Genomic DNA, 24,513 nt, shown 5'->3' on the forward strand with positions numbered 1-24,513 from the left:
CCGAAGGCCAGCACATCCCTCACGCTTTCCACGCGCCAGGGGCGTGGCGCTCAAGGCGACAGCGTGTAGAGCCGGATGGGCGAGCCTTCCGACACCGGCAGGGGCGTCAGAAACGCCGGCACGCGCCCGGCGGCGAGGTCGGCATAGAGACCATCGGGAGCGCGGGCAGCTATGATCTGCGTTTGCACATCGACGGCGCAGAAGGCGAGCACGGGCTGGCCGAGCTGGTGCAACAGGACGGCTGCGGCTTCAGGCTCGGCCAGGCCGATCTTCAGCTCGCGGAGCATGCCGGCGGCATTGCGATGATAGGGAGCGCTGAGCACGCGGTGTTCGGTGCGGCGAAGCAGTGTCGCGCCGATATCCGACGGTCCGACGACCAGCGACGGCGCAAGCCGCTCAATATCGGCAAGCGCGACGTCGCTCAGGCACGCCTCGCCGTTGGTGACCACTCTTTCTGCCGCAGCAAACCCGTTGATCCCCTTTTCCGCAAGCGTTCCGGCAATGGCCCATGTCGCCGGAACGGAAACGAGCAGCGCGCCGACATAGAGAAGGGAGGCGCGGGCCCCGGCCGTTCCGCCGCTCGACCGCGTGCGCAGATCGGCCAGCAGGAGCGCCATCGGCACGATGGCGAGCAGGTTGGAGAATGCCATGCCGCGGACCTGGACAAGCGCGATCGCCAGGCTCGAAAACACCAGGGCCAGGAGCACGAGATGGAGATCGACCCGGTCGCGACGCCAGATGCGCCAGAGGCAGATCGCCGAAGCAAAGGCGCCGGTGAAATAGTAAGCGCCGATATTGGTCGGCTCTTGCGCAGCAATGAGCGCGACGGAACGGGCTTCGGAGACCTGGTCGAGCCAGAGCTCGACGAGCAGCGGATCGAGACCGGCCAGCGGATTGCCGAGGCATTGCGGCGCCACCGCCAGGGCGACCGCGACAACGCCGAGACCGCAGAGAGCGAGCGCGCCGAGGCGCAGCGCCGGCGCGCGGTGGCTGACCGTGACGGCCGCGAGCGCCAGGAGGACGCCGCCCGTCAGCGCCAGTGAATAGAAGGCGATCGAGAGATTGTCGCAGGTCGCGACGAAATAGAGGCGCGGCGGCACGGTCGAAAAGAAGATGACGCTGAGGCCCGTTGCCAGCGACAGGCCGAATGCGACGGTCGCGCGGGCGGCCGGTTGGCCGGCCCAGAGCCATTGGCAGGCAACGATGGCACAGACGACGGCCACGAATGGCGTGGTTTCGGCACCGACGGCGATCGCGATGGCCGCCGCCACTCCGGCAAGCGCATAGTTCAGGGCACGATACCGGTGATCGACGAGCATGGCCACCATGACCGCAGCCAGCACCAGTTGCACATTGTGGTGGTCGATCGCGCCCCCGAGGAAGCGGTTCGACGTGGCGATGAAGATCGCGGTCAGCCCCAGGCAGAAATGCATCGCGGCCGTGCCGCCGGCCCGGCGCCCGGCGAGCCCCATCGCCGCCAGCAGCGCGACCGCGAGCGCCATCGGCCAGATCGCCAGCGCCAGAACTTCCGCCTGCGCTACGCCGACAAAGGGCCGGAACATGGAGATGAGCCCGGCGATCGGCAGGTCGATCAGGCGCGACCAGTGCATCAGCGTTCCACCCTCGAGCCCCAGGCGGGGCTGCGTCAGGTCGAACCAGCTCTGGCCGGCAAGGAGGTCGCGCACCTCAACCAGGCGCATGGCATCGTCATTGTCGCGGCCGAGATAATCCGGTGCCCGCATGAACTGGATGACGAGGAAAAGAACTGTGGGCACGCCATAGGCGAGCACCATCCATAGGAGGTTCGACGAGAACCGCCGCTGCCTGGGCATCGCCGCCATTTCCGGTAGTGCTGCCGTGCCGCCCGACATAGGTCTCCGCCCCTCTTGATCGCGCGGAGCTTACGCCGCCGCGATCAAGAAAGCGTAAAGCGGACGGCAGCGGCGCATGCCGCTTGGACCGCCCCGCGCGGCGCACCTTGGCACCTTGTTAACACCCTGATCCTATGATGGCGCGATCCAACAGCAACCGAGCCACCCTGATGTTCGACCGCTTCAACATCGCCGTTCTCCTGCCTTGCTACAACGAAGCATCGACCATCGGACAGGTGGTCCAGGGTTTCCAGACCGCACTGCCGACGGCACGCATCTTCGTCTACGACAACAACTCGACCGACGGCACGGCGCTGAAGGCGATGCTCGCCGGCGCGACCGTCGTGCGTGAGCGCCGACAGGGCAAGGGGCACGTGGTGCGCCGCATGCTCGCCGATATCGACGCCGACATCTACGTCATGGCGGACGGCGACAGCACCTATTGCCCGACCGATGCGGAAGACCTGATCCGCACCCTGATCACCGAGCGCGCCGACATGGTCGTCGGCACGCGGCGCGGCGTTCATGACGATGCCGGCAGGCAGGGTCACGCCTTCGGCAACCGGCTCTTCAACATCCTGTACCGGGAAATTTTCGGCACGGATTTCAACGACATCTTCTCCGGTTACCGCGTGCTCTCGCGGCGCTTTGCCAAGAGCTTCCCGGCCATTTCCAACGGCTTCGAAATCGAGACGGAGATGTCGGTCCATGCCTCGCGTCTCAAGTTGCCGGTCGCGGAACTGGAACTGGACTATGGCCGGCGCCCGGAAGGTTCCCATTCCAAGCTGTCGACCTACAAGGACGGCGCCAAGATCCTCTGGACCTTCGCGATGCTCATGAAGGAAACGCGGCCCTTCACATTCTTCGGCGTGATCGCCATGGCCTTCTTTGCGACGAGCATCGGCTTCATGATGCCCGTCCTGCTCGAATATTTCGCGACCGGGCTCGTGCCGCGCATGCCCACCTGGGTCTTCGCGTTGGCCATGCTGATGATGTCGATCATCACGTTCACGGCAGGCCTGATCCTCGATTCGGTCTCGCGCGCTCGCACCGAGCAACTCCGGCTGCACTACATCGCGACCCCTTCGCGGGCCATGCCGGTCGAGAGCATCGACATCCAAGAGGCCGGATTGCAGTCGGCACCGCGCATTGTGCGGGAGCGCCGCGGATGAACCGGGAAACGACCAACCGCATACGCTTCCTGATCGAAGACGTCATTCCGCCGATCCTCAGGGATTCGCGCCTGTTCAAGGGCATGGCGAGCCTTGCCTGGGGCAAGCATATCGCGCATCTCGCCGACTTTCGCGCACGGGCGCCGTTCCTGTCAGCGAACGAGTACGAGGACCTCTACCGGCAACATCCCCGGGTGCACGAGGGAACGGACAATTCCGAAGCCTGCGTGCGCAAGATCGCGGCAAGCGTCGTCGGCGACAGCGTCTGCGACGTTGGGTGCGGCACCGGTGTTCTCTTGAAGAGGATCCGGGAGACCAAGCCCGATCTTAAACGCCTCGCAGGCGTCGACTTCGCCATCGACGATGCGGCGCGGATCGAAGGCATCGAATATCACGCTGCGATGATCGAAGACCTGCCCTTTGCTGACGGCGAATTCGACACGGTCGTCTGCACGCATGTGATCGAGCACATCCTCGACTATCGCAAGGCAATCGCCGAGCTTCGCCGGATTACCCGCCGACGGCTGATCATCGTCGTGCCGCGTGAGCGCGAATATCGCTACACCTTCAATCCGCACTTCAATTTCTTCCCCTATACCCACTCCTTCCTGCGGGCGATGCATCCGGTTCCAGCCGAGCACGCATGCGTCGATATCGGCCGCGACATCTTCTATTGCGAAGACAGAACTGACGCGGCGGAGTGAAGCATGGCGATGAACCTCAATCTCGCACCCACCGTCTGGTTCGGGCTGTTTTTCACCCCGGTGCTGATCTCGGCCGGGCAGATCCTCTTCAAGCTGACAAGCGCGAAGACCGGTAATGCCAGTGCCCAGGGGCTTCTGGCCCTGGCCCTCAGCCCGACCCTGCTGATCGCGCTCGCCGTCTATGGCATCGGCACGATCATCTGGATCTTCACGATCAAGTCGGTGCCCTTGACGATCGCCTATTCCTTCATGGCGCTCACCTTCTGCATCGTGCCGCTGCTCGCCGCCGTCTTTCTCGGCGAGGCGGTGACGCTGCGCTACGCCTTCGGCGCCGCGCTGATCATCAGCGGCATGATCATCATCAACTCCTAAGGGGATAGGCGGGCCTCATGATCGTCACCGCATCCTTCGTCCTCGGCATTGCTATATGCGGCCTCAAATCCGCACGCGCCTGCCTGTTTGCCGGCACGGGGCTGCTGGCGCTGGCCGGCGCAAACGGCGACTGGATCCAGGCGGCGGCAGCGATCGGCGCCTACAACATGGGCGTCGCGCTGATGATTTGCGGCGCAATCGCCATCGGCATCGAGCGCGACCGGTAGCCCGTCATCCCTTGCGTTCGAAGAACGCCCTCGTCTCCTCGTCCGCCGGAAAGAAGGATTCGATCAGCACGCCCTCGACCAGCGCATCCTGGGTCGAGCCGAAAGTCTGAAGCGTGGTGATGAAGCTCAAGCGCAGGCCGCCGATGTCGAGCTCGATCGGCAGCACTGGCAGCCGGTCGGTGTCCGGATGGTTCTCGATCGCACGCGCCACGGCCGGATTGGACGCGGCTTTTTCCAGCCGCTTGCCGAGACGGCTGCGCGGACCTTGCAACCAGGCTTCGGTCCTGACCCGCTGCACCAGATCGGCGGCAGCGGCCTCCCAGTTCACGACCAGCTTGCGCACATTGTCGTTGCCAAGAAACGTGTCGAGGAAGTTCTCTCCGGGCTGGAACGGAATGTCGGCGGCAACCGCGAGGCTCGCCAGCGCCGGATTGACGACCAGCAGCGTATATTCGTGGTCGAGCACCAGCCCCGGATAGGGATCGTGGCGCGCGAGGATCAGCCTGATGGCATTGGCAACGACTGGCGGCATGGCGTCCAGCCCGGCGGCGGGCCGCGTCGCCATGCGCGGTCGATAGCCGGCCGCCGAAAACAACGTGCCCTGGTCTCGCGCCGGCACTTCCAGCACCGAGGCCAGCCGCAGGATCATACCCTCCGACGGCTTCGAGCGGCCGGTTTCGAGAAAGGACAGGTGGCGCGCCGAGATACCGGCGGCAACCGCAAGATCAAGCTGGCTCATGCGGCGGTGCCCGCGCCATTCCTTCAGATGTTCGCCAAACTGCATGGGTCGTGATTCTCCGTTCTGCCGGAGAGTGGCGCGCGGCGGACGTAAAATCCATTACCTCAGAGGTAATTGGTTTAATGACACCGAACCGGCAGTCTGCGGCCATCGACAAACCGATGGAGCCGACGATGAACCTCTCGAACCGCAGCCTGCTCAACAAGACCTTCCTTGCCGACGGCGTCTACTCTCTTGCCGTCGGCGCCGTGTTGATCCTGTTTGCCGCCCCGCTTGCTTCGCTCTTCAGCCCTGCCGCAACGGCGACGATGATGAAGATGCTCGGCGTCGGGCTGGTCTTCTGGGGGATCTTTCACCTCGCCGCGGCGCGCAACGGCGGGCCGGTCGCTTCGGCAGCACGCGTCAGCATCGCCGGCGACATCCTCTGGCAGGTGGCAAGCGTCGCGCTGCTGGTCGCGGCCTATCCGTTGCTCACTGTCGCAGGTATCGGCTTCATCGCCATCGGCCTGATCACGGTCGCCGACTTTCTGATCTTCAAGCTGCGGGGTCTCGCACGAGAACAGGCAGCGCTTGCCTGACCGGATGATCGCAGGAGATGAAGAGGCAAGGGCCTGCCGGCAAGACCGGCGGGCCCTTGCCGTCGATCAGATGGTCTCCCAACCGTCCTTGGCACTGGCGCGGTAGATCGCGTCGATGAATTTCTGATTGAGGCGGGAGTTTTCCAGCGTCACCACTTCCTCGTCCTCGCCCCTGGCGGCGCGAGCGAAAGCCTCCGCCTGGAGCTTGTACTGGCGCGCGTCCTGGAAGCGGAAGAGCTGGGACTGGGCGTGGTTCTGGTTCGTCAGTTCCACTTCCTCGCGGCCGTAGCGGTCAGCGTTGAAGGGCGACTTCACCTCGATAAAGCCCTTGTCGCCATGGAAGACCATGACCTGGCGGGCCGCCAACTGGGTGGAGATATAGAAACTCAGCTCGAAATCACCGAAATCGGCGCGCACGCTCGAATAGATATCCGTGCCGAATTCCGGATCGCGATCGGTGCTTGCCTGAACGCGCGCCGGCTCCTTGGCCGTGACGAAGCGGGTGGTGATCGTGGGGTAGACGCCGATATCCGGCAGGCCGCCGCCGCCGAGCGCCGGGATATTGCGCATGTTGTTGGGGTCGCGGTTGAAATAGGTGAAGGCACCCTGGACGTGGCGCAGCCGGCCGATCGCGCCCTCGGCGATCAGCGAGCGGACCTTTCGCCAGACCGGACTGTAGGTGACCATGAAGGCTTCGGCGATCACGACGCCGTTGCGGTCACGCGCGGCGATGAGCTGGTCGATCTCGGAGGCACGCAGCGCAATCGGCTTTTCGCAAAGCACATGCTTGCCGGCATTGGCGGCCTTGACCGACCACTCCACATGCTGCGCCGTCGGCAGCGGAATATAGACCGCATCGATGACGTCGGAGGCCAGCATCTCTTCGTAGGAACCGAAGGCATGCGGCGCGGAGAAGCGATCGGCCATGGCCCGGGCCTTGGCGAAGTCGCGGCTGGCAACAGCCGAAACGACGGCGTTCTCCGCGTCCTGAATGGCCGGCACGACGAGGTCGCGGCCGATCCTGGCCGTGGACAGAATTCCGAAACGTAACATGACAAGGCTCCCTGATTTGGCGGCAGAGACTAGCGCCGAGGTACGTACCTAGCAAGCGGCAGAGCGCGGTTTGGCGAAGAAGGGCACCGTGCAGAAAATTGGCGAAAGGCGGGTGACAATGTCAGCTTTTCTGCCCTATCTTTCCCTCGCAATCCTCCCGATCGCAACATGCCTTCATCCAGTCCAATGGAGCGAAACCATGGAAAAACTGAGACTTGGCCGCACCGACCTGACAATCGCGCCCCTCGTCTTCGGCGGCAATGTCTTCGGCTGGACCGCCGACGAGAAGACCTCTTTCGCGCTGCTCGACGCCTTTTTCGATGCCGGGTTCAACGCCATCGACACTGCCGATGTCTATTCTTCCTGGGCGCCCGGCAATCAGGGCGGCGAGTCCGAAACAATCATCGGCAAGTGGCTGAAACAGTCGGGCCGGTCGCGCGACAAGGCGGTCATCGTCACCAAGGTCGGCTCCGAACTCGGCCCCGACCGCAAGGGACTTTCGCGCCGGTGGATCCTTAAAGCGGTCGAGGATTCGCTGAAACGCCTGCAGACCGACCATATCGACCTCTATCTCTCGCACTGGCCGGATCCGGAAACACCCTACGAGGAGACGCTTGCGGCCTACGACCAGCTTCTGTCCGAAGGCAAGGTGCGGGCGATCGGCGCCTCCAACCTGAACTCGCTGCAACTGCGCGAGGCGCTCGACGTGTCCGCCAACCAGGGCCTGCCCCGCTATCAGGTGCTGCAGCCGGAATATAATCTCTACGACCGCGATGCCTTCGAAGGGCCGCTGCGCGACCTCTGCATCGCCGAGGAGATCGGCGTCATCAGCTATTTCGGGTTGGCGCGGGGCTTCCTTTCAGGAAAGTACCGCACCCACAAGGACCTCGAAGGCTCGGTGCGCGGCAGCGGCGTCGAGAAATATCTCGACGGACGCGGCATGCGCATCCTCGGCGTGCTCGACGACATCTCGGCCGACACCGGAGCGACCCAGGCGGAAATCGCCCTTGCCTGGATCCGCACGCGCAAGGGCGTCACGGCCCCCATCGCCAGCGCCACCAGCCTTGCGCAATTGCAGAGCCTCATTCGGTCCGCCGAACTCAGGTTGCCGGACGAGGCGGTGCGAAAACTCAACGACGTCGGTGAATGACGGGAGCAAAAACAACACAATGGCATTGACGATACGCGCCGCGACAGGCGGCGACGAGGCGGACTGGCGCCGCCTCTGGGCCGGCTATGTCGCCTTTTCCGGCAGCGAACTCGCCGAAGACATCATCGACGGCACCTGGAACCGGTTGATCGATCCCGTCGCGCCGCTCTTTGCGCGGCTGGCGATCCTCGACGGGCAGGTGGTCGGCTTTGCGATCTGCCAGGAGCAACTCGCCACCTTCTTTCGCCATCCGATCTGCTACATCGAGGATCTCTATGTCGATCCTGACGCACGCGGCCAGGGCGTGGCGCGGGCGATGATCGACGATCTGATCGCGCATTGCCAGGATAAGGGCTGGGACCGGCTCTACTGGTACACCGAGGCCGACAATGCAACGGCGCGGCGGCTCTATGACCGCTACTCCGGCACCGACGAGCATGTGCGCTACAAGGTCAATATCGGCGCGGTCCTCAAATCCGGAAACCCCGGATAGGCCTCGGCATGGCGGCCGCCCTGGTTCGCCATACCGGCCTTGGTCAAGACACCGCGCGGCTCGACGAAGCTCATGATCCTGCGCGCCGGCCGCTCGTGCCATTGGATGTTGAAAGCCCAAAGCTTCGGGAAGAAACAGAGCGAGGCATAGGGCAGATGGTCGTGGATCCACCAGGCGATCGACTGCCAGCCGCCGATCTCGCCGCGCCGGTCCCAGACCCAGGGGATGACGATACAGGCGGTGGCGCCGATGCATCCGTCTGCATCGCGCATGTCCCAGATGTGATCTGCGGCCGAGGCCGCATTGGTCGAGCAGTTCAGCCCGTTGGCATTGCCGAAGCCGTTGACGGCGCGGTTGCGGTAGCCGGAGCGGATGACGAGACGACCGAAGGTCGCCTCCAGCGGCTCCAGCAACTCTTCGCACAAACGACGACCGGCCTCGATCGCCAGATCCGGATCATCGGGAATGTTCGGGATGCGGTAGAAATCGGCAATCTCCGAATGCAGGAAGTCGCGGAAGAAGAAGTTTCGGGAAAGCCGCACCCGGCCGAGATCTTCAAGGCCCTTCATCGAACCGGGCTTCTTCATGGGCCTTCCTCTCATCAAGACACGAAACCAATGGCATTCCAGATCCGGGTCTGTCGCGCCACCCGATTTCGCGCCGCGGCTATCCGCTGTGCCGGAAGAAATCGATGAAGGCGCGCAGTGCCGGCCGCATCTGCCGGCGGCTCGGATAGTAGAGATACGGACCGGCATAGGGTGCGCACCAGTCCGCCATGACGCGCTCCAGCTTGCCTTCGGCAATCGCGGTCTCGACGCGCGACAGGAAGAGATAGGCAAGGCCGGCGCCGCCCATTGTCGCCTTGATGATCGGCCGGTCTTCGCCAAGGATCAGCGGTCCCTCGACCGACACCGTCAGTTCCTCGCCAGCCTTCTCGAATTCCCAGCGATAGAGCGTGCCGTTGGAGAAGCGCCGGCGGATGCAGCGATGCTGCGCGAGGTCGCGCGGATGCTGCGGCCGGCCGTAGCGTTGGAAGTATTCGGGCGACGCGACGACGGCGCTTTCGAGCTCCGGCCCGACCTTCACCGCGATCATGTCGGCCTCCAGGCTCTCGCCGAGCCTGATGCCGGCATCGAAACCTTCCTGGACGATATCGGTGAATCCGTCCTCGTTGGCGATTTCGAGCACAATCTCGGGATAGCGGTCCAGGAAGGCGCCGAGCCTGGGCGCAAGGATGAGGTCTGCGGCAAAACGCGGCGCGGTTATGCGCAGATTGCCGGCCGGGCGTTCGCGGGCGTCCGACGCCGCTTCCAGCGCATGGGCGATCTCATCGAGCGCCGGCGCCAGCCGTTCGAGCAGCCGGCGGCCCTCCTCCGTCGGCGCGACGCTGCGGGTGGTTCGGGCCAGCAGGCGAATGCCGAGGCTCGCCTCGAGGCTGCCGACGGCGTGGCTGACGGCCGACGGTGCGACACCCAGTTCGCGCGCGGCGCCACGAAAACTGCCATGGGCGGCGACGGCGGCCAATACCGCGAGTTGGGAGAGCTGTGTTCTGTTCATTGATCGAAATGATAGAACAGCCCGTGAGAATTGACAGCGATTTTCAGTCGCCTCGCCGGGGCCTATTCTTCACGTGTTGCCAGGCTCGAACGACGCGCGGAGTGCGTTTGGCCATGACACAGAGGAACCCGTCGTGCCGCCATAGGAGGGCGTAACGGCGGTTTTCACCCACCCACCCATTCATGCCTCGGACGATAGACGTGCGCTCCCAGCGCGCTACCTCCGACGCATGGCAGCCAGACAGGATCAGACATGAAGACCCGCAAACTCGGAAGTGACCTTACCGTCTCCACCATCGGCCTTGGATGCATGGGCATGAGTTTTGCCTATGGCGCCGCCGACGAAGCGGAATCGATCCGCACGCTACAGCGCGCCGTCGATCTCGGTATCACCTTCTTCGACACGGCCGAAGTCTACGGCCCGTTCGAGAACGAAAAGCTCGTCGGCAAGGCGCTCGGCCCGATGCGCGACAAGGTGGTCATCGCCACCAAGTTCGGCTTCCGCATCGATACCGACGTGCCGAGCGTCCAGGCGATCAGGGGCGTCGACGGCCGGCCGGAACAGGCAAAGGCGGTGGCGGAGGCCTCGCTCAAGCGGCTCGGCACCGATGTCATCGATCTCTACTACCAGCACCGCGTCGATCCTGAGGTGCCGATCGAGGACACCGTCGGCGCCATGGCCGAGCTGGTGCGCGAGGGCAAGGTGCGGGCGCTCGGGCTCTCGGAAGCGAGTGCCGCCACCATCCGCCGCGCCCACAGGGTTCACCCGATCGCCGCGGTGCAGAGCGAGTATTCGCTCTGGTCGCGCGATCCGGAAGAAGACGTGCTTGCCACCTGCCGCGAGCTCGGCATCGGCTTCGTGCCCTACAGCCCGCTTGGACGCGGCATGCTGACCGGCGCGATCCGTAAGGCCGAGGATCTGGAAGCCGACGACTTCCGCCGCTCGCTGCCGCGGTTCCAGGCGGAGAACCTCGAGGCCAACGTCCGGCAGGTCGAAACGCTGCAGGCGCTGGCCGAGGAAAAGGGTGTCACCGCCGCCCAACTGGCTCTTGCCTGGGTGATCAACCAGGGCGACTTCATCGTGCCGATCCCCGGCGCCCGCAAGCTCGAGCATCTGGAACAGAACGCCGCTGCTGCGGACATCACGCTCACGGCCGAAGAATCGAGCCGGCTCGCCGACGCACTCTCTCCGGCCCTGGTCGCCGGCAAGCGCTACACGGATGCGTCGCTGGCGCTCACCAACCGCTGACACCTTCTCCTCGCGCCACCGGCGCGAGGAGATCACCCATCGAAATTCCCGCCGGGTGCCCTACCTCTCGATCGACGGTCAAAAGATCAGGAGGAGCGGGGATGTCCGACGAACAGGCGATCAGTGCAGTGGTGCACCTCTATGTCGACGGCATGGCATTTGCCAACGAGGGGGCGCTGCGCAAGGCGTTCCATCCGGATGCTGCGATCATCGGCAACTACCAGGGGGCACTCGAATGGATGACGCGTGACGGCTTCATCAAGGCGATCCTCGACACCGGCGCGGCACCGCCCGGAACACAGCCGGAAATGGACGTGCAGATGATCGACATTACCGGCGACGCCGCCACGGTGAAAGTCATCGACAGCTTCGCCGGAGAGCGCTTCTCCGATTACCTGTCGCTGGTGAAGATCGACGGCCGCTGGCTGATCGTCAACAAGATCTATCACCTGCACGCGCAATGACGGACGGCGGACCCCAGGCCACGTCGACCGGCCGGCTGCTTGCCATCGAGCATGTGCAGCTTGCGATACCGGAAGGCGGCGAAGACTTGGCGCGCGGCTTTTACGGCGGGCTGCTGGGGCTGACGGAGGTCGCCAAGCCCGCAAATCTGCTTGGCCGTGGTGGTTGCTGGTTCGCGCAGGGCAGCATCCGCCTGCATCTCGGCATCGACCGGGATTTCGTGCCGGCGCGCAAGGCCCATCCGGCCTTCCTGGTCGACGGTCTCGAACGCATGATCCTCCGGCTCGAAGCCGGCGGCGTGACGATCGCTAAGGACGAACCGCTTGCCGGCTACCGCAGATGTTATGTCAACGACCCCTTCGGCAACCGCATCGAGCTGATGCAGCGCGCGCAATAGGGTTCAACAAAAAGGCCGCTGCGGTGCAGCGGCCTTTTTCGTTCAGTCGTATCGATCGGGTCAGGCGCGCAGAACGCCGCCGGTCGTCTTCGTCACATTGGCGACGATCTTGGCGGTGAGCGCCTCGAAGTCCTCGTCGGTGAGCGTGCGCTCGACCGGCTGGATGGTCACCTCGATGGCGATCGACTTCTTGCCTTCGCCGAGCGATGCGCCCTCAAAGACGTCGAAGACGCTGACGCCGGTCACCAGCTTGCGGTCGGCACCGGAAGCGGCACGCAGGATGGCGCCGGCTTCCACCGTCTTGTCGACGACGAAGGCGAAGTCGCGTTTGACCGCCTGGAACGGCGAGAGGTCGAGCGCCGGCTTGGTGCGGGTCGCCTTCTTCTTCGGCTCGGGCATGGCGTCGACATAGATCTCGAAGCCTGCAAGCGCACCCGAGACGTCGAGCGCTTCGAGCGTCTTCGGATGGAACTCGCCGAAGGTACCGAGAACGATCTTCGGGCCGAGCTTGATCGTGCCGGAGCGGCCAGGATGGTACCAGGCGGGACCGCCCGGTTCGAACTGGACGTTGCCCATCGGCACGCCGCAGGCTTCGAGCACCGCAATGGCGTCGGCCTTGGCGTCGAAGACGTCGACCGGCTTGCCGCCGCCCTTGGCGGCGTTCGACCACAGACGGCCTGCTCCGTTCAAGGAAGCCGTGCCGCGACGAATGCCGCCCGCAACGCGGCGCTGCGCGTCCGCCGTATCGCCTTCATAGGTGCCGGAGACTTCGAAGATTGCGACGTCGCCGAAACCCTTGTCGGCATTGCGCTGGGCGGCGGTCAAAAGGCCTGGCAGCAGCGAGGGACGCATGTCCGACATGTCGGAGGCAATCGGGTTCGCGAGCTTCAGGGCAGCCGAGCCACCACCGAAGAGCTTGGCCTGTTCCTCGGAGACGAACGACCAGGTGACCGCTTCGAGCATGCCGCGGCTTGCAAGCGCGCGCTTGGCAAGGCGCGTGCGGATCTGCAGCGTCGTCAGAATCTTGCCGTTGACGGTGCCATGGCTCGGCAGCGGGGCGGCAACAATGTTGTCGACGCCGTGAATGCGCATGACCTCTTCGACGAGATCGGCCTTGCCATCGACATCCGGGCGCCAGGACGGAACCGAGACCTTGAAGCGATCGCCGGAACCTTCGACGCCGAAGCCGAGCTTCTTCAGGATCGAGACGCTTTCCTCGGAGGAAACCTCAAGGCCGGTCAGGCGCTTCACTTCGGAGACCGGGAAGTCGACGATCTTCGGCTCATGACCGGCATAGCCGACGACTTCGGCCTTGGCTGCCGTGCCGCCGCAGAGTTCGAGCACCAACTCGGTGGTGCGCTCGAGACCGGGCACCATGTATTCCGGATCGACGCCGCGTTCGAAGCGGTAGCGCGCATCGGTGATGATGCCGAGCGTGCGGCCGGTCTTGGCGATGTTCATCGGGTCCCAGAGCGCCGATTCGATCAGGACGTCGGTGGTGTTCTCGTCGCAGCCGGAATGTTCGCCGCCCATGACGCCGCCGATCGACTCGATCGCCTTTTCGTCGGCGATAACCACGTTGTTGGGGCCGAGTTTGTATTCGCGCTGGTCGAGCGCAAGCACCGTCTCGCCGTCCTTGGCGCGACGGACGGTCAGGTTGCCCTTGACCTTGGCGGCGTCGAAGACGTGCATCGGGCGACCCTGGTCGAAGGTCATGTAGTTGGTGATGTCGACCAGCGCGTTGATCGGACGCAGGCCAATCGCCAGCAGACGCTGCTGCATCCACTTCGGCGACGGGCCGTTCTTGACGCCGCGCACCAGGCGCAGCGAAAAGCCCGGGCAGAGATGCTTGTCTTCGCCGAGGTCGAGCGTCAGCCTGGTGGGCGTGTCGCCTTCCACCTTGAAGGTCGGCACGTTGCGCGCCTTCAAGGTGCCGAGGCCGGAGGCGGCGAGGTCACGGGCAATGCCGTAGACGCTGGTGCAGTCCGGCCGGTTCGGCGTCAGGTTGATCTCGATCATCGGATCGTCGAGACCGGCGTAAGTCGCGTAGCTCGTGCCGACGGGCGCATCGGCGGGAAGGTCGATGATGCCGTTGTGATCCTCGGAGATCTGCAGTTCCTTTTCCGAGCACATCATGCCGCGGCTTTCGACGCCACGGATGGTGCCGACGGCGAGCGTCACGTCGATGCCGGGCACGTAGGTGCCGGGGGCTGCAAAAGCGCCGACGAGACCGGCGCGCGCATTCGGTGCGCCGCAGACGACCTGGATCGGAGCACCGGCGCCGGTGTCGACCATCAGCACGCGCAGCTTGTCGGCGTTCGGATGCTGCTCGGCCGAAACGACCTTGGCGATGACGAAGGGCTTGAAGGCGGCCTTGTCGTCGACGTCTTCCACTTCGAGCCCGATCATCGTCAGGCGCGCGCAGATCTCTTCCAGCGAAGCGTCGGTTTCAAGGTGGTCCTTGAGCCAGGAAAGCGTGAATTTCATGATTTCACCTGTGTCCTAAATATCTGCGCGCGATCAGGCCGAGAGACCGCCGAACAGCGTCGGCATGTCCAGCGGGCGGAAGCCATAATGGGTCATCCAGCGGACGTCGGCGTTGAAGAAGTCACGCAGGTCCGGCATGCCGTATTTCAGCATGGCGATACGGTCGAGGCCCATGCCCCAGGCGAAACCCTGGTACTCGTCCGGGTCGAGCCCGCCGGAGCGCAGCACGTTCGGGTGCACCATGCCGCAGCCGAGGATCTCCATCCAGTCGGTGCCTTCGCCGAACTTGACGATCGGTCCGGAACGGTCGCACTGGATGTCGACCTCGAAAGACGGCTCGGTGAAGGGGAAGAACGACGGACGGAAGCGCATCGTCACCTGGTCAACCTCGAAGAAGGCCTTGCAGAATTCTTCGAGCACCCAGCGCATGTTGGCGACATTCGCCGCCTTGTCGATCACCAGGCCTTCGACCTGATGGAACATCGGCGAATGGGTCGCGTCGGAATCCTGCCGGTAGGTCTTGCCGGGAATGATGATGCGGATCGGCGGCTTCTGCGCTTCCATGGTGCGGATCTGCACCGGCGAGGTGTGCGTGCGCAGCACCTTGCGCTCGCCCTTCTCATCCGGGTTGAAGAAGAAGGTGTCGTGCATCTCGCGGGCCGGGTGGCCCTCGGGGAAGTTCAGTGCCGTGAAGTTGTAGTAGTCGGTTTCGATGTCCGGCCCTTCGGCGATCGAGAAGCCCATGTCACCGAAGATCGCGGTGATCTCGTCGACGATCTGGCTGATCGGGTGAATGCGGCCACGCTCGGCCGGCGACGAGCGCACCGGCAGGCTGATGTCGACGGTCTCGCGCGCCAGGCGCTCGGCGATCGCCTGGTCCTTGAGCGCCGACTTGCGGGCGGCGATCGCTTCGGCGACCGTGTTCTTCAGCGCATTGATCTGCGCGCCGCGGGTCTGGCGCTCCTCGGGCGTCATGGTGCCGAGCGTCTTCAGCAGCTCGGAGATCGAGCCCTTCTTGCCGAGTGCGTTGACGCGCACCGCCTCGATCGATCCTTCGTCGCCGGCGGCGTCGATGTCCGCCAGGAGTGTCCGTTCCAGTGTTTCCAGTTCGCTCATTCTGTCCTGCCTCGATGCGGGAATGGGTTCGGTTCTATATCGGTTCTTGTCTTCAGGAATGTGATCGCGTCGCACCCGCCAGATAGTCCGTCGCAGCGATGAAACGGATGATATCGTTGCCCTTGCGGAAGCGCAGGAGGAAGCGCGCCAGCGGCAGGAAGCGGATGAAGAGCGGCATGATTTCGGTGAGCGCCCTGCTGGCTTCCGCCGGAGCGGCGGACTTCCAGGCGGCAAAGGCCACTGCCGGGGTCTCCGGCAGAAGGGCCCGGCTCGCCACCTGCAAAAACAGCAGCCAGAGGTCGCGCGCCTGGGCGATCGCCAGCGGCATGACGCTCGCAGGCACTTCCTCGAAATCGAGGAAGCCGAATTCGCCGTTGTCGATGATGAAATCGCGCGGATGCGGGCGTCCGTGGCAGAGGCCAGCGCGGTGCAGGCGCCCGAGTTCCGCAGCGCAGCGCACCAGCAGCTGATCGTGGGCGTCGGCGTCACTGTTGCGCAGCGGCCCCATATGCTTGCTGACCGGCAGGCCGAGATGGGAGAGAACCAGCACCTTCGGTCCGCGATAGACGACCTCGGGCGTCATGAAACCGGCCTCGGAGAAGGTCGCGATCTGGCGAACTTCGCGCTCGATCATGCCCTCGACGTCGAGAAGCGGGGAAGGCAGCAGCACGGGAAGGCCACAGATCCGGGCGATGAAGGCTTGCGTGCGCAGCCAAAGACGGGGGCCCTGGCGACGATAGCGCTTGATCCAGACCATACGATCCTTGAGCTCGCAGCGCTCAACGCGCTCCCGGCCGGCTGCAAGCGCTGCCAGCAGAGACGTCATATCGTCGTCATCAAGCTCCGGGACCGCGCATGGTCCCCTTCGATCGTGGTACACTTTCGTCCCGTAAAACAAGAAAAACCCGCGCCAGCCCTGCCAGCGCGGGTTTCCCAACTAATTTCAAAAACGATTTTGGGAAAACGCTGGCTTAACGAACAGCGCTTTCAAACTCGTTTTCCGTACCGGCTTCCTTGAGGTAGGCGAGCGCCTTCTTGGAAGCTTCGACGAGGGCGCCGAATGCTGCCGGCTCATGGATAGCCATGTCGGACAGAACCTTGCGGTCGACTTCGATGCCAGCCTTGTTCAGGCCGTCGATGAAGCGGCCGTAGGTCAGGCCGAATTCGCGGACGGCAGCGTTGATACGCTGGATCCAGAGAGCGCGGAAGTTGCGCTTGTTAACCTTGCGGTCGCGGTAAGCGTACTGCTTCGAACGGTCAACCGCTGCCTTGGCGGCGCGGATGGTGTTCTTGCGACGGCCGTAGAAGCCCTTGGCTGCCTTGAGCGTCTTCTTGTGCTTGGCGTGGGCGGTTACGCCGCGTTTTACACGTGCCATGTCATGATCTCCTTAACGTGTCCAATATGCCTGAAAGTCTTAGAGACCGTTCGGCAGGTAGTTCTTGACGACCTTCTTGCCATCGGGCTCAGCGAGGATCATCGTTCCACGCGCGTCGCGGATGAACTTATTGGTACGCTTGATCATGCCGTGGCGCTTGCCAGCAGCTGCAGCACGAACCTTGCCGGTGGCGGTGATCTTGAACCGCTTCTTGGCAGACGATTTCGTCTTCATCTTGGGCATTTTGCTACTCCATTGTTCTTAAGAATCGAAACGGACAGACGAGGTCCATTTCCAGCGTTAAGAACGGCCACGGCATGCCCTGCCGGACCGTTCGGACGGGGGCTTATAACCGCACATCCCGAAAAGCGCAACTGGGGAATCGAAGACACAGGCTGCAAGCGGCGATCCGATGCCTTCAACGCCGGCACATTCCGCCATTTTGCGACGGCGTGTTGCGCCTCAGGCCGGATCACGCGGGCGGCGGCTGCCACCGCCGACGTCGAAGATCAGCGCGACCTCAAGACCACCCAACGCCGATTGCCCGAGCGACATGGCCGCGCCATAGGCCTCCGCTATATCGGCGCTGATCGCCAGTCCGAGGCCATTGCCGGAAGCGTGGCCCGGCGCTGCATCGGCACTGTGGCTCCCGCGGCGCATTGCCTGCGCGCGATCGCCCTCCGCAATGCCCGGCCCATCGTCACCGACGGCGATCCGCACCCGCCCGTCGATCATCCCCGCCGAAAGCCGGATGCGCGCCCGCGCCCATTTGGCGGCATTGTCGAGCAGATTGCCGAGACATTCGGCAAGGTCGGCCGGATCGACGTCGATCGAAATCGACGGATCGATATCGACCTCCCAGGCAACGTCGCGCTCGGCGGTCACGGGACGCAAGACGCTGACCAGCTTGTTGCCGAGGTCGGCGATCGAGGTCGTTGCCATGCGCTCGACGCCCATGCGGGCCGCCTGAAGCTGGCGGTCGGCGCGCTGGCGCACGAGGTCGACCTGTTCGAGGGCGATGTCGCGCTGCTGTTTCGGCAGGCCTTCGGCAAGTTGCGCCAGCACCGTCAGCGGCGTCTTCAGCCCGTGGGCAAGATCGCTGGCGCGCGCCCGGGCCTGCGCCAACGCCGTCGCGCGCTCCGCAAGCAGAAGATTGATTTCACTGACGAGCGGCTGCACCTCGCTCGGGCCAGCCAGACCAAAGTCCTTCTCCTCGCCGGAGCGGACGCGAGCGGCCCGCTCCCGCAGCCGCACCAGCGGCAGAAGGCCGAGCGCACCCTGCAGGAATGCGGCACCGGCAAGCACGGCCGCCGTCGCCAGCAGCATCAGCCGGATGCGACCGTGAAAAGTGGACAAGGCGTCATCGAGTTCGCCGCGCGCAAAGCCGGCCGTGACGGCGAACCGCTTGGCATCCGCGCCCTCGCCGAGCGTCAGGGCCTGGCGGTAGACGAGGATCGGTGCACCGTCCGGCCCCTCCGCTTCGAGGAAGCCCAGGTGGTGCGGCGCCGACGGGCGATCGGCATCGATCACCGTGTCCCAGAGGGAGCGTGAACGCAGCGGCGTGCCGCCGTCGCGGTCGAGCTGCCAGTAGCGGCCGCCGGCCGGCAGGCTCAGGCGTGGATCGGCCGGCGCGCGCGGCAGCACCAATTCACCGTTGCGCACCCGCACCTGGGCGGCAACGGTGTCGACAAGCGTTGCCATTTCGGCGCGGTAGCGTCCGGCAACGTAGTCGGTGAAAAGCCGGCTCAAAGACAGCCAGACCACCAGCAGAACCAGGCAGATGGCGACCGATGCGCCGATTGCCAGCCTCAGCCGCAACGAGCGGATCATGCGCCAACGTCCGGCAGCACATAGCCAAACCCGCGCCGCGTTTCGATCGCGCCGCTCTCGGTCTTCTTGCGCAGGCGGGCAATCATCGCTTCCACCGCATTCTTGGCGGCATCGTCGTCGCGGCCCTGCACGTGGCTTGCCAGCTCGAGCGGCGTGACAACCTGGCCCTTACGCTCCACGAACAGGGCGAGCATGCGGTATTCGAGCGGGCTGAGGTCGAGCGGCTGCCCGTCGAAGGTCACCCGGCGCCCGGCATCGTCGAGGGTGAAGCGCCCGGCAGCACGCACCGATGTCACACGCGGACCGGCGCGCCGCAAGAGCGCGCGCAGCCGCGCCAGGAGCTCCTCGGCGCGGAAGGGTTTCGGCAGGTAATCGTCCGCCCCGGCATCGAAACCGTCGACGCGCTCCATCCAGGAGCCGCGCGCCGTCAGCACCAGAACCGGCGTCTCCAGCCCCGCCTGCCGCCAGCGCTTCAGAATCGACAGCCCGTCCATGCCCGGTAGACCGAGATCGAGGATGACCAGGGCGTAGTTGCCGCTCTCTCCCTGCTCCCAGACATCCGGGCCATGGGAAAGCGTATCGACGCCATAACCTTCCGCCTCCAGCCGGCTTGCCACGTGGGCTGCAATATTGGGATCGTCCTCCGCCAGAAGAATCCGCATGACGCTCCTCTAGAACCCGAAAATGTTCACGAACTTGCCGGTTCGAGCATTGATGCGCAGGTTGCGGATCGTGCCCTGCCGGTCGCGGGTGCGGAGCCGGTAGATCTCGCTGCCGCCGGATCGCTTGAGATCGACCGCGATGACCCGGCCGTATCTGTCTTCGTCGACCAGCTGCAGAACCTCCTTCAGCGGCAGGATATCGCCCTTTTCGACGCCGTCGCGCGCCCGCTCCTGATCGCTCCGCCGGGCACCGCCGGCGCCATCCGGCCCGAGGTCTTCGTCGTCATCATCGTCTTCGTCTTCGTCGTCATCATCATCGCCATCGTCGTCGTTGCCGTGGCCGCCGCCGCCATGCGAGCCGCCGTCATCATCATCGTCGTCATCCTTGGCCAAGGCCGCGATGCCGCCAGGCTGCGGCGCGAGCGAAAGCAGGAGCGAGCAGCAGAAGAGCGCGATCAGGTCTCGTCGTGTCATCGCCATGGCTTCATCCTGTCGCAACTGCTCCTCAGCTTCGGTTCCTTCCACATGCGTTGCGGATGCGCCCGCCAGGTGGTTTCTCTACCGCGACGCCGCGGACATCGTTCGGGGCGAGCCTATGCCAGCCTTGGCGAGAACGCCAGCGACGCGCATGCCCCCAATGCCGTCTCGGGCACAGGGGGCATACGCTTGCCGGGTCGGACCGCCGGGCGGGCTGGTGACGGCCGACCATTGCTCCGGCGCATGGTGTGGGGCTAATGCGCCGGGCAAATCGTGACCGGATCAGAATGCCGGACGGATGGAGACGCTACCGATCGGTCCCGGATTGCGGCGGATGTCGCTGTCGTGCGGCTCGACCGTCACGACGCGAACGCCGCGTTCGTATTCCACCTCGACCTCGAGCACCCGGCCGAGATTGTCGACGGCAACCAGCGAGCCATTGCGCAGGCCGCGGAGATTTTCATCGGTCACCCGCAGCTCGATCTCATGATCATCCCGGGCATCGTCGAAGTCGTCGTCAATGTCGTCAAAGCGGTCGTCATCATCGTCATCGTCACGATGTCCGGGACCGCGATCATCATCATCGTCATCGTCGCGATCACGGCCCCGATCGTCGCGGTCGTCGTCGCCACCACCGCGGTCGTCGTTGTCGTTGTCGTCATCGTCGGCGAACGCCATGGTCGAGAAAGGATGCGATGGACCGGTGGCAACGAGCGAGGCGCCGATCGGCGCCGATACGAGGCCGCAGATACCGACCGTAGAAACGAGCAAGGCCTTTCGCAGCACTGAATTCATGATCTCGGCTCCTTCTCCCGATTTGATGCGGAGAGAATGGCACGGGATGCCTGACAGCTCGCTGAGGGCGACTGTCAGCATTCTGTCAGCAAAGCCGGAAGGGTCGCACAACGAAAAAAGCCGCCCGGAGGCGGCTTTCGTCATGTCGACGGATGGGCGGCAGCGCTTAGCGCGGCGCGAGAACCATCATCATCTGGCGGCCTTCGAGCTTCGGCTCGGCTTCCACCTTGGCGATCGCCTGGGTGTCGTCCTTGACCTGCAGCAGAAGCTTCATGCCCAGTTCCTGGTGCGCCATTTCGCGGCCGCGGAACTTCAGCGTGACCTTGACCTTGTCGCCGTCCTCGAAGAACCGGTTCATTGCCTTCATCTTCACGTCATAGTCATGCGTGTCGATGTTCGGGCGCATCTTGATTTCTTTGATTTCGACGATCTTCTGCTTCTTGCGCGCTTCAGCCGCCTTCTTCTGGTTGGCGTATTTCAGCTTGCCCAGATCCAGGATCTTGCACACCGGCGGTTCGGAGTTCGGTGCGATTTCTACCAGATCAAGACCGGCTTCCTCCGCCATGCGGAGCGCCTGGTCGATCGGAACGGCGCCGATGTTCTGGCCTTCGGCGTCGATAAGCTGAACCCGGGGCACCCGGATTTCCTTGTTTGAGCGCGGCCCCTCCTTGACGGGGGCGTCCGCTTTGAACGGTCTGCGAATGGTCGTACTCTCCTCGAGCTATTTCGAAAAATGTTGTTTAATTCGTTCGCCGGCGCGATCCCAAACGAAGCGCCTGAATCTGTCACCGACGGCTATGTGTGAATTGCGACGGGAGAGTCAATAGCACGGCTTGCAAGGAAAATCACCACCTGTCGATAGCAAGACGAATCTGTTTTAGAAGGAAAATCGCCAACGAAACCGGCCTTTGGAGAGAATTTGCATGCAGAACACGCCAGCCGAGACGGAAATCAGCTTCATCGAGGTCGGCGCAGCGGAGGCCGGACGCAGGATCGCGATGCGTGTACGGCATGCCGACAAGCCGACGGACGGGCAGCCGACGCTGGTCTGGCTCGGCGGCTACCGCTCGGACATGACCGGCACCAAGGCGGTCGAGGTCGAGCAATATGCGATGGAGCGAGGCGCTGACTGCGTGCGCTTCGACTATTCCGGCCATGGCGCCTCCGGCGGCGCCTTCGCCGACGGCACGATCTCGCGGTGGCTCGAAGAAAGCCTCGCCGTCATCGACGAGGCGGCACCCGGACGCGTGGTGCTGATCGGCTCGTCGATGGGTTGCTGGATTGCCTTGCGGGTCATCCAGGAACTCCGGCGTCGGGGCGACGGAAACCGGGTCGCCGGTCTCGTGCTGATCGCGCCGGCACCCGACTTTACCGCCGAACTGATCGAGCCCAACCTGACGGATGCGGAGCGGGCCTCGCTCTCCGAACGCGGCTATTTCGAAGAGCCTTCCGAATACAGCCCCGAGCCGAACATCTTTACCCGCGCGCTGATCGAGGACGGGCGAAAGAACCGGGTGCTCGACGGCACGATCTCGACCGGCTGCCCGGTGCACATCCTGCAGGGCATGCGCGACCCCGACGTGCCCTATACCCACGCCCTGCGGCTGATGGAGCACCTGCCCGCCGACGACGTCGTCATGACGCTCATTCGCGATGGCGATCATCGCCTCTCGCGCGAAGAAGACATTGCTAAAATGAAACAGGCGATCGGCACCATGCTCGCCTGAGCCGTCGCCGGAGTATCCCTTCCTTTCGACCGGAACCCAGGGACAAAACCGCTCCTGCGCCGCAGATCCCCTGCGGCGCAACGGTTCGCGTGCGTCCAGTTCCGGTTTTAACCATAAACTCCGATGTCCCGATTCCGGAGATTGACTCTGCAGTCCCGACGTTATTAACTCTTTATTAACGATTAGAGCAGCGCCGGGGACGAACCTAAACAAGCTGCCTTCAACTCAGGATTGCGCGAATGCGTCTGGACAAAGAGCGTCCGGCATACCGCGCCGCAGGGGACTTGTATGGCGTCTTGGACTGGAGTTAAGGGAAGTATCGCGGCGTTCTGCGCACTTTTCATTTCAGCAAACACGGCAATCCCCGCACAGGCGGGATCGTCTCCCTGGATGCAGACTGGCTCGGCGACCTCGCAGCCGATCGGCCACTACGAATTCTGCCAGAAGTACAAGAGCGAGTGCAACGTACGCTCCAAGGGAACCGTCGCTGCGCGCGTGACCGAACGCGGCTGGGCAACGATCCGGCAGGTGAACGCGACCGTCAACCGCGAGATCACGCCGATGACCGACCTGGAACTGCACGGCCGGGACGAAGTCTGGTCCTATCCGGATGGCGCTGGCGACTGCGAAGACTTCGTACTCGAAAAGCGCAAGCGCCTGATGAGCAAGGGCTTCTCGGCGAGCGACCTGTTGATCACCGTGGTGCGCAAGCCCGACGGCGAAGGCCATGCGGTTCTGACCGTTCGCACCGCGCAGGGCGACTTCATCCTCGACAACCTCGAAAACGGCGTCAAGCTCTGGACCCATACGCCCTACCGCTACCTGAAGCGCCAGGCGTCGAACCACAGCGGCCGCTGGGTCACCATCCAGAACGGCGCAGAAGTCCTCGTCGGCTCGGTCGGCAACTGACTTCAAGGCAACACGAAGAGTTTCAAAAAGGGCCGGTCGAACCGGCCCTTTTTCGTATCTGCCGCGCGCCGTCAGGCGTTGCCGATCAGGATGCCGGCCGCCAGCACCAGGCCACCGCCGAGCACCACTTGGAAAGCGGCCCTGAGGAACGGCGTTTCCATGTAGCGGTTCTGGATGAAGGCGATCGCCCAAAGCTCGACGAAGACGATCACGGCCGCCGTCGCGGTCGCCGTCCAGAAGTGCGGGATCAGATAGGGCAGCGCATGGCCGAGACCGCCAAGCGCGGTCATGATGCCGGAGGCGAGGCCGCGCTTGATCGGCGAGCCGCGACCGGAAAGCTTGCCGTCATCATGGGCGGCTTCGGTGAAGCCCATGGAGATGCCGGCGCCGACAGAGGCCGAGAGACCGACCAGGAAGGTCTGCCAGGTGTCCTGGGTCGCAAAGGCGGCGGCGAAGATCGGGGCCAGCGTCGACACCGAGCCGTCCATCAGGCCGGCGAGCCCGGGCTGAACGTAAGTGAGAATGAACTGGCGGCGCGCAGTCTGGTCCTCCTCGGCGCGCACGTCCTCGGGCGTATGCTGTTCGCCAAGCCGACGGGCCAGCGATTCATGCGACTTTTCGGCAATCGCGAGATCGCCGAGCAGCTTGCGGGTGGCGGCATCTTGGGTTCTGGTCGCGGCCTCGACATAAAAGCGGTGCGCCGCCTCCTCCATCGCTTCGGCTTCCTCGCGCGCCTTTTCGATCGGCATTTCGGCAATCAGCCAGTCGGGCTTGCGCTCGGGGAAGTCGCGCACATGCTCGCGCCGGATCAGCGGGATGCGATTGCCGAAACGCTGAACGTGCAGATCGATCAACCATTGCCTGTGGTGGCTTTCCTCCTCCGCCATCTCCTCGAACACTTTTGCCGAGTGGGGGTATTGCGCCCGAAGCGCATCAGCATAGGCGAGATAAATGCGCCCGTCGTCCTCTTCGGAGGAGATCGCGAGCGCCAGGATTTCCTGTTCGCTCAAGGACAAAAACGGGCGTTTGGAACGGGAGAAGAGACGGGAAAACATCGGGAGGAAACCTTCTTTAGAATAATTCTAAAATAGAAATGCGGGATCACCCCGTC

The 24,513-nt window shown here is 64.1% G+C and carries 28 protein-coding genes; 12 read left to right on the forward strand and 16 right to left on the reverse strand.

The features are described from left to right. Positions 1 to 50 precede the first annotated feature (50 nt). The gene (locus ACIQUG_RS19480) at positions 51 to 1,871 is read right to left on the reverse strand and encodes a hypothetical protein (RefSeq protein WP_402323585.1); all 1,821 of its coding nucleotides are present in this window, start codon (positions 1,869 to 1,871) and stop codon (positions 51 to 53) included. A gap of 137 nt (positions 1,872 to 2,008) precedes the next feature. Here ACIQUG_RS19480 and ACIQUG_RS19485 point away from each other — a divergent pair, with 137 nt between their 5' ends. Genes ACIQUG_RS19485 through ACIQUG_RS19500 form a run of 4 tightly spaced genes read left to right on the forward strand, consistent with a single transcriptional unit; the run spans position 2,009 to position 4,346 of the window. Next, positions 2,009 to 3,043, forward strand: a complete 1,035-nt coding sequence (locus ACIQUG_RS19485; RefSeq protein WP_402323586.1) for a glycosyltransferase family 2 protein — start codon at positions 2,009 to 2,011, stop codon at positions 3,041 to 3,043. Further along, a complete protein-coding gene (locus ACIQUG_RS19490; RefSeq protein WP_402323587.1) occupies positions 3,040 to 3,747 on the forward strand; it encodes a class I SAM-dependent methyltransferase in 708 nt (235 codons plus the stop codon). Before ACIQUG_RS19485 ends, ACIQUG_RS19490 begins: the two co-directional genes overlap by 4 nt. A gap of 3 nt (positions 3,748 to 3,750) precedes the next feature. Next, positions 3,751 to 4,119: a transporter gene (locus ACIQUG_RS19495; RefSeq protein ID WP_245281632.1), complete on the forward strand. Its 369-nt coding sequence runs from the start codon at positions 3,751 to 3,753 to the stop codon at positions 4,117 to 4,119. Between the two features lie 17 nt (positions 4,120 to 4,136). Continuing rightward, positions 4,137 to 4,346 carry a hypothetical protein gene (locus ACIQUG_RS19500; RefSeq protein ID WP_043617063.1) on the forward strand — a complete coding sequence of 70 codons (210 nt, stop codon included), beginning with the start codon at positions 4,137 to 4,139 and terminating at the stop codon, positions 4,344 to 4,346. A gap of 4 nt (positions 4,347 to 4,350) precedes the next feature. Here ACIQUG_RS19500 and ACIQUG_RS19505 read toward each other — a convergent pair whose 3' ends face one another. Continuing rightward, the gene (locus ACIQUG_RS19505; protein WP_043617066.1) at positions 4,351 to 5,130 is read right to left on the reverse strand and encodes a helix-turn-helix domain-containing protein; all 780 of its coding nucleotides are present in this window, start codon (positions 5,128 to 5,130) and stop codon (positions 4,351 to 4,353) included. 77 nt (positions 5,131 to 5,207) lie between these two features. Between ACIQUG_RS19505 and ACIQUG_RS19510 the strand changes: the two genes are divergently transcribed. Next, positions 5,208 to 5,663: a hypothetical protein gene (locus ACIQUG_RS19510; protein WP_402323588.1), complete on the forward strand. Its 456-nt coding sequence runs from the start codon at positions 5,208 to 5,210 to the stop codon at positions 5,661 to 5,663. A 66-nt stretch (positions 5,664 to 5,729) separates the two neighbouring features. Here ACIQUG_RS19510 and ACIQUG_RS19515 read toward each other — a convergent pair whose 3' ends face one another. Next, positions 5,730 to 6,716: a Gfo/Idh/MocA family protein gene (locus tag ACIQUG_RS19515; protein WP_402323589.1), complete on the reverse strand. Its 987-nt coding sequence runs from the start codon at positions 6,714 to 6,716 to the stop codon at positions 5,730 to 5,732. Between the two features lie 199 nt (positions 6,717 to 6,915). Between ACIQUG_RS19515 and ACIQUG_RS19520 the strand changes: the two genes are divergently transcribed. Together ACIQUG_RS19520 and ACIQUG_RS19525 are read left to right on the forward strand one after the other, a co-directional pair. Then, positions 6,916 to 7,866, forward strand: coding sequence for an aldo/keto reductase (locus ACIQUG_RS19520; protein WP_402323590.1), 951 nt, complete (start codon positions 6,916 to 6,918; stop codon positions 7,864 to 7,866). A 19-nt stretch (positions 7,867 to 7,885) separates the two neighbouring features. Beyond that, positions 7,886 to 8,359: a GNAT family N-acetyltransferase gene (locus ACIQUG_RS19525; protein WP_402323591.1), complete on the forward strand. Its 474-nt coding sequence runs from the start codon at positions 7,886 to 7,888 to the stop codon at positions 8,357 to 8,359. On the opposite strand, the gene ACIQUG_RS19530 is transcribed toward ACIQUG_RS19525, so the two are convergent. Then, positions 8,311 to 8,946 carry a hypothetical protein gene (locus tag ACIQUG_RS19530; RefSeq protein ID WP_402323592.1) on the reverse strand — a complete coding sequence of 212 codons (636 nt, stop codon included), beginning with the start codon at positions 8,944 to 8,946 and terminating at the stop codon, positions 8,311 to 8,313. The genes ACIQUG_RS19525 and ACIQUG_RS19530 overlap by 49 nt on opposite strands. Before the next feature lie 79 nt (positions 8,947 to 9,025). Further along, entirely contained in the window at positions 9,026 to 9,916 is an 891-nt protein-coding gene (locus ACIQUG_RS19535) for a LysR family transcriptional regulator (protein WP_402323593.1), read from the reverse strand. A gap of 252 nt (positions 9,917 to 10,168) precedes the next feature. Here ACIQUG_RS19535 and ACIQUG_RS19540 point away from each other — a divergent pair, with 252 nt between their 5' ends. The 3 genes from ACIQUG_RS19540 to ACIQUG_RS19550 all read left to right on the forward strand — a co-directional run bounded on the left by ACIQUG_RS19540 (position 10,169) and on the right by ACIQUG_RS19550 (position 12,023). After that, entirely contained in the window at positions 10,169 to 11,164 is a 996-nt protein-coding gene (locus tag ACIQUG_RS19540; protein ID WP_402323594.1) for an aldo/keto reductase, read from the forward strand. A gap of 101 nt (positions 11,165 to 11,265) precedes the next feature. Continuing rightward, positions 11,266 to 11,628, forward strand: coding sequence for a nuclear transport factor 2 family protein (locus ACIQUG_RS19545; protein ID WP_034804642.1), 363 nt, complete (start codon positions 11,266 to 11,268; stop codon positions 11,626 to 11,628). Further along, positions 11,625 to 12,023 carry a VOC family protein gene (locus tag ACIQUG_RS19550; RefSeq protein ID WP_402323595.1) on the forward strand — a complete coding sequence of 133 codons (399 nt, stop codon included), beginning with the start codon at positions 11,625 to 11,627 and terminating at the stop codon, positions 12,021 to 12,023. The genes ACIQUG_RS19545 and ACIQUG_RS19550 overlap by 4 nt, the downstream gene beginning before the upstream one ends. A 60-nt stretch (positions 12,024 to 12,083) precedes the next feature. Here the strand turns inward: ACIQUG_RS19550 and pheT are convergent, their stop codons facing one another. The 10 genes from pheT to infC form a co-directional block, all read right to left on the reverse strand. Then, a complete protein-coding gene (gene pheT, locus ACIQUG_RS19555) occupies positions 12,084 to 14,510 on the reverse strand; it encodes a phenylalanine--tRNA ligase subunit beta (RefSeq protein WP_402323596.1) in 2,427 nt (808 codons plus the stop codon). A 33-nt stretch (positions 14,511 to 14,543) separates the two neighbouring features. Further along, positions 14,544 to 15,626 carry a phenylalanine--tRNA ligase subunit alpha gene (gene pheS, locus ACIQUG_RS19560; protein WP_192448129.1) on the reverse strand — a complete coding sequence of 361 codons (1,083 nt, stop codon included), beginning with the start codon at positions 15,624 to 15,626 and terminating at the stop codon, positions 14,544 to 14,546. A gap of 52 nt (positions 15,627 to 15,678) precedes the next feature. Then, the gene (locus ACIQUG_RS19565) at positions 15,679 to 16,452 is read right to left on the reverse strand and encodes a serine/threonine protein phosphatase (protein ID WP_402323597.1); all 774 of its coding nucleotides are present in this window, start codon (positions 16,450 to 16,452) and stop codon (positions 15,679 to 15,681) included. A gap of 145 nt (positions 16,453 to 16,597) precedes the next feature. Then, on the reverse strand, positions 16,598 to 17,002 hold the full coding sequence (gene rplT / locus ACIQUG_RS19570) for a 50S ribosomal protein L20 (RefSeq protein WP_043617092.1): 405 nt from the start codon (positions 17,000 to 17,002) through the stop codon (positions 16,598 to 16,600). 39 nt (positions 17,003 to 17,041) lie between these two features. Then, positions 17,042 to 17,245 (reverse strand): 50S ribosomal protein L35, encoded by a 204-nt coding sequence (gene rpmI, locus ACIQUG_RS19575; RefSeq protein WP_043617095.1) that lies wholly within the window; start codon positions 17,243 to 17,245, stop codon positions 17,042 to 17,044. 219 nt (positions 17,246 to 17,464) lie between these two features. Then, complete coding sequence (locus ACIQUG_RS19580) at positions 17,465 to 18,832, reverse strand: sensor histidine kinase (RefSeq protein WP_402323598.1); 1,368 nt, start codon at positions 18,830 to 18,832, stop codon at positions 17,465 to 17,467. Then, positions 18,829 to 19,494 (reverse strand): response regulator transcription factor, encoded by a 666-nt coding sequence (locus tag ACIQUG_RS19585; protein WP_402323599.1) that lies wholly within the window; start codon positions 19,492 to 19,494, stop codon positions 18,829 to 18,831. Before ACIQUG_RS19585 ends, ACIQUG_RS19580 begins: the two co-directional genes overlap by 4 nt. 9 nt (positions 19,495 to 19,503) lie before the next feature. Continuing rightward, complete coding sequence (locus ACIQUG_RS19590; protein WP_402323600.1) at positions 19,504 to 19,974, reverse strand: PepSY domain-containing protein; 471 nt, start codon at positions 19,972 to 19,974, stop codon at positions 19,504 to 19,506. Positions 19,975 to 20,253: 279 nt separating this feature from the next. Continuing rightward, complete coding sequence (locus tag ACIQUG_RS19595; protein ID WP_402323601.1) at positions 20,254 to 20,766, reverse strand: hypothetical protein; 513 nt, start codon at positions 20,764 to 20,766, stop codon at positions 20,254 to 20,256. Between the two features lie 166 nt (positions 20,767 to 20,932). Continuing rightward, positions 20,933 to 21,469, reverse strand: coding sequence for a translation initiation factor IF-3 (gene infC, locus ACIQUG_RS19600; protein ID WP_043617110.1), 537 nt, complete (start codon positions 21,467 to 21,469; stop codon positions 20,933 to 20,935). 220 nt (positions 21,470 to 21,689) lie between these two features. On the opposite strand from infC, the gene ACIQUG_RS19605 reads away from it, so the two are divergent. Together ACIQUG_RS19605 and ACIQUG_RS19610 are read left to right on the forward strand one after the other, a co-directional pair. Further along, positions 21,690 to 22,493, forward strand: coding sequence for an alpha/beta hydrolase (locus ACIQUG_RS19605; RefSeq protein WP_402323602.1), 804 nt, complete (start codon positions 21,690 to 21,692; stop codon positions 22,491 to 22,493). Positions 22,494 to 22,781: 288 nt separating this feature from the next. After that, positions 22,782 to 23,402 (forward strand): transglutaminase-like cysteine peptidase, encoded by a 621-nt coding sequence (locus ACIQUG_RS19610; protein WP_043617116.1) that lies wholly within the window; start codon positions 22,782 to 22,784, stop codon positions 23,400 to 23,402. A 71-nt stretch (positions 23,403 to 23,473) separates the two neighbouring features. Here ACIQUG_RS19610 and mbfA read toward each other — a convergent pair whose 3' ends face one another. Next, positions 23,474 to 24,457 carry an iron exporter MbfA gene (mbfA, locus tag ACIQUG_RS19615; protein WP_402323603.1) on the reverse strand — a complete coding sequence of 328 codons (984 nt, stop codon included), beginning with the start codon at positions 24,455 to 24,457 and terminating at the stop codon, positions 23,474 to 23,476. Positions 24,458 to 24,513 lie beyond the last annotated feature (56 nt).

This window comes from Ensifer sp. NPDC090286, from assembly GCF_044769565.1.
Taxonomy (GTDB): Bacteria; Pseudomonadota; Alphaproteobacteria; order Rhizobiales; family Rhizobiaceae; genus Ensifer.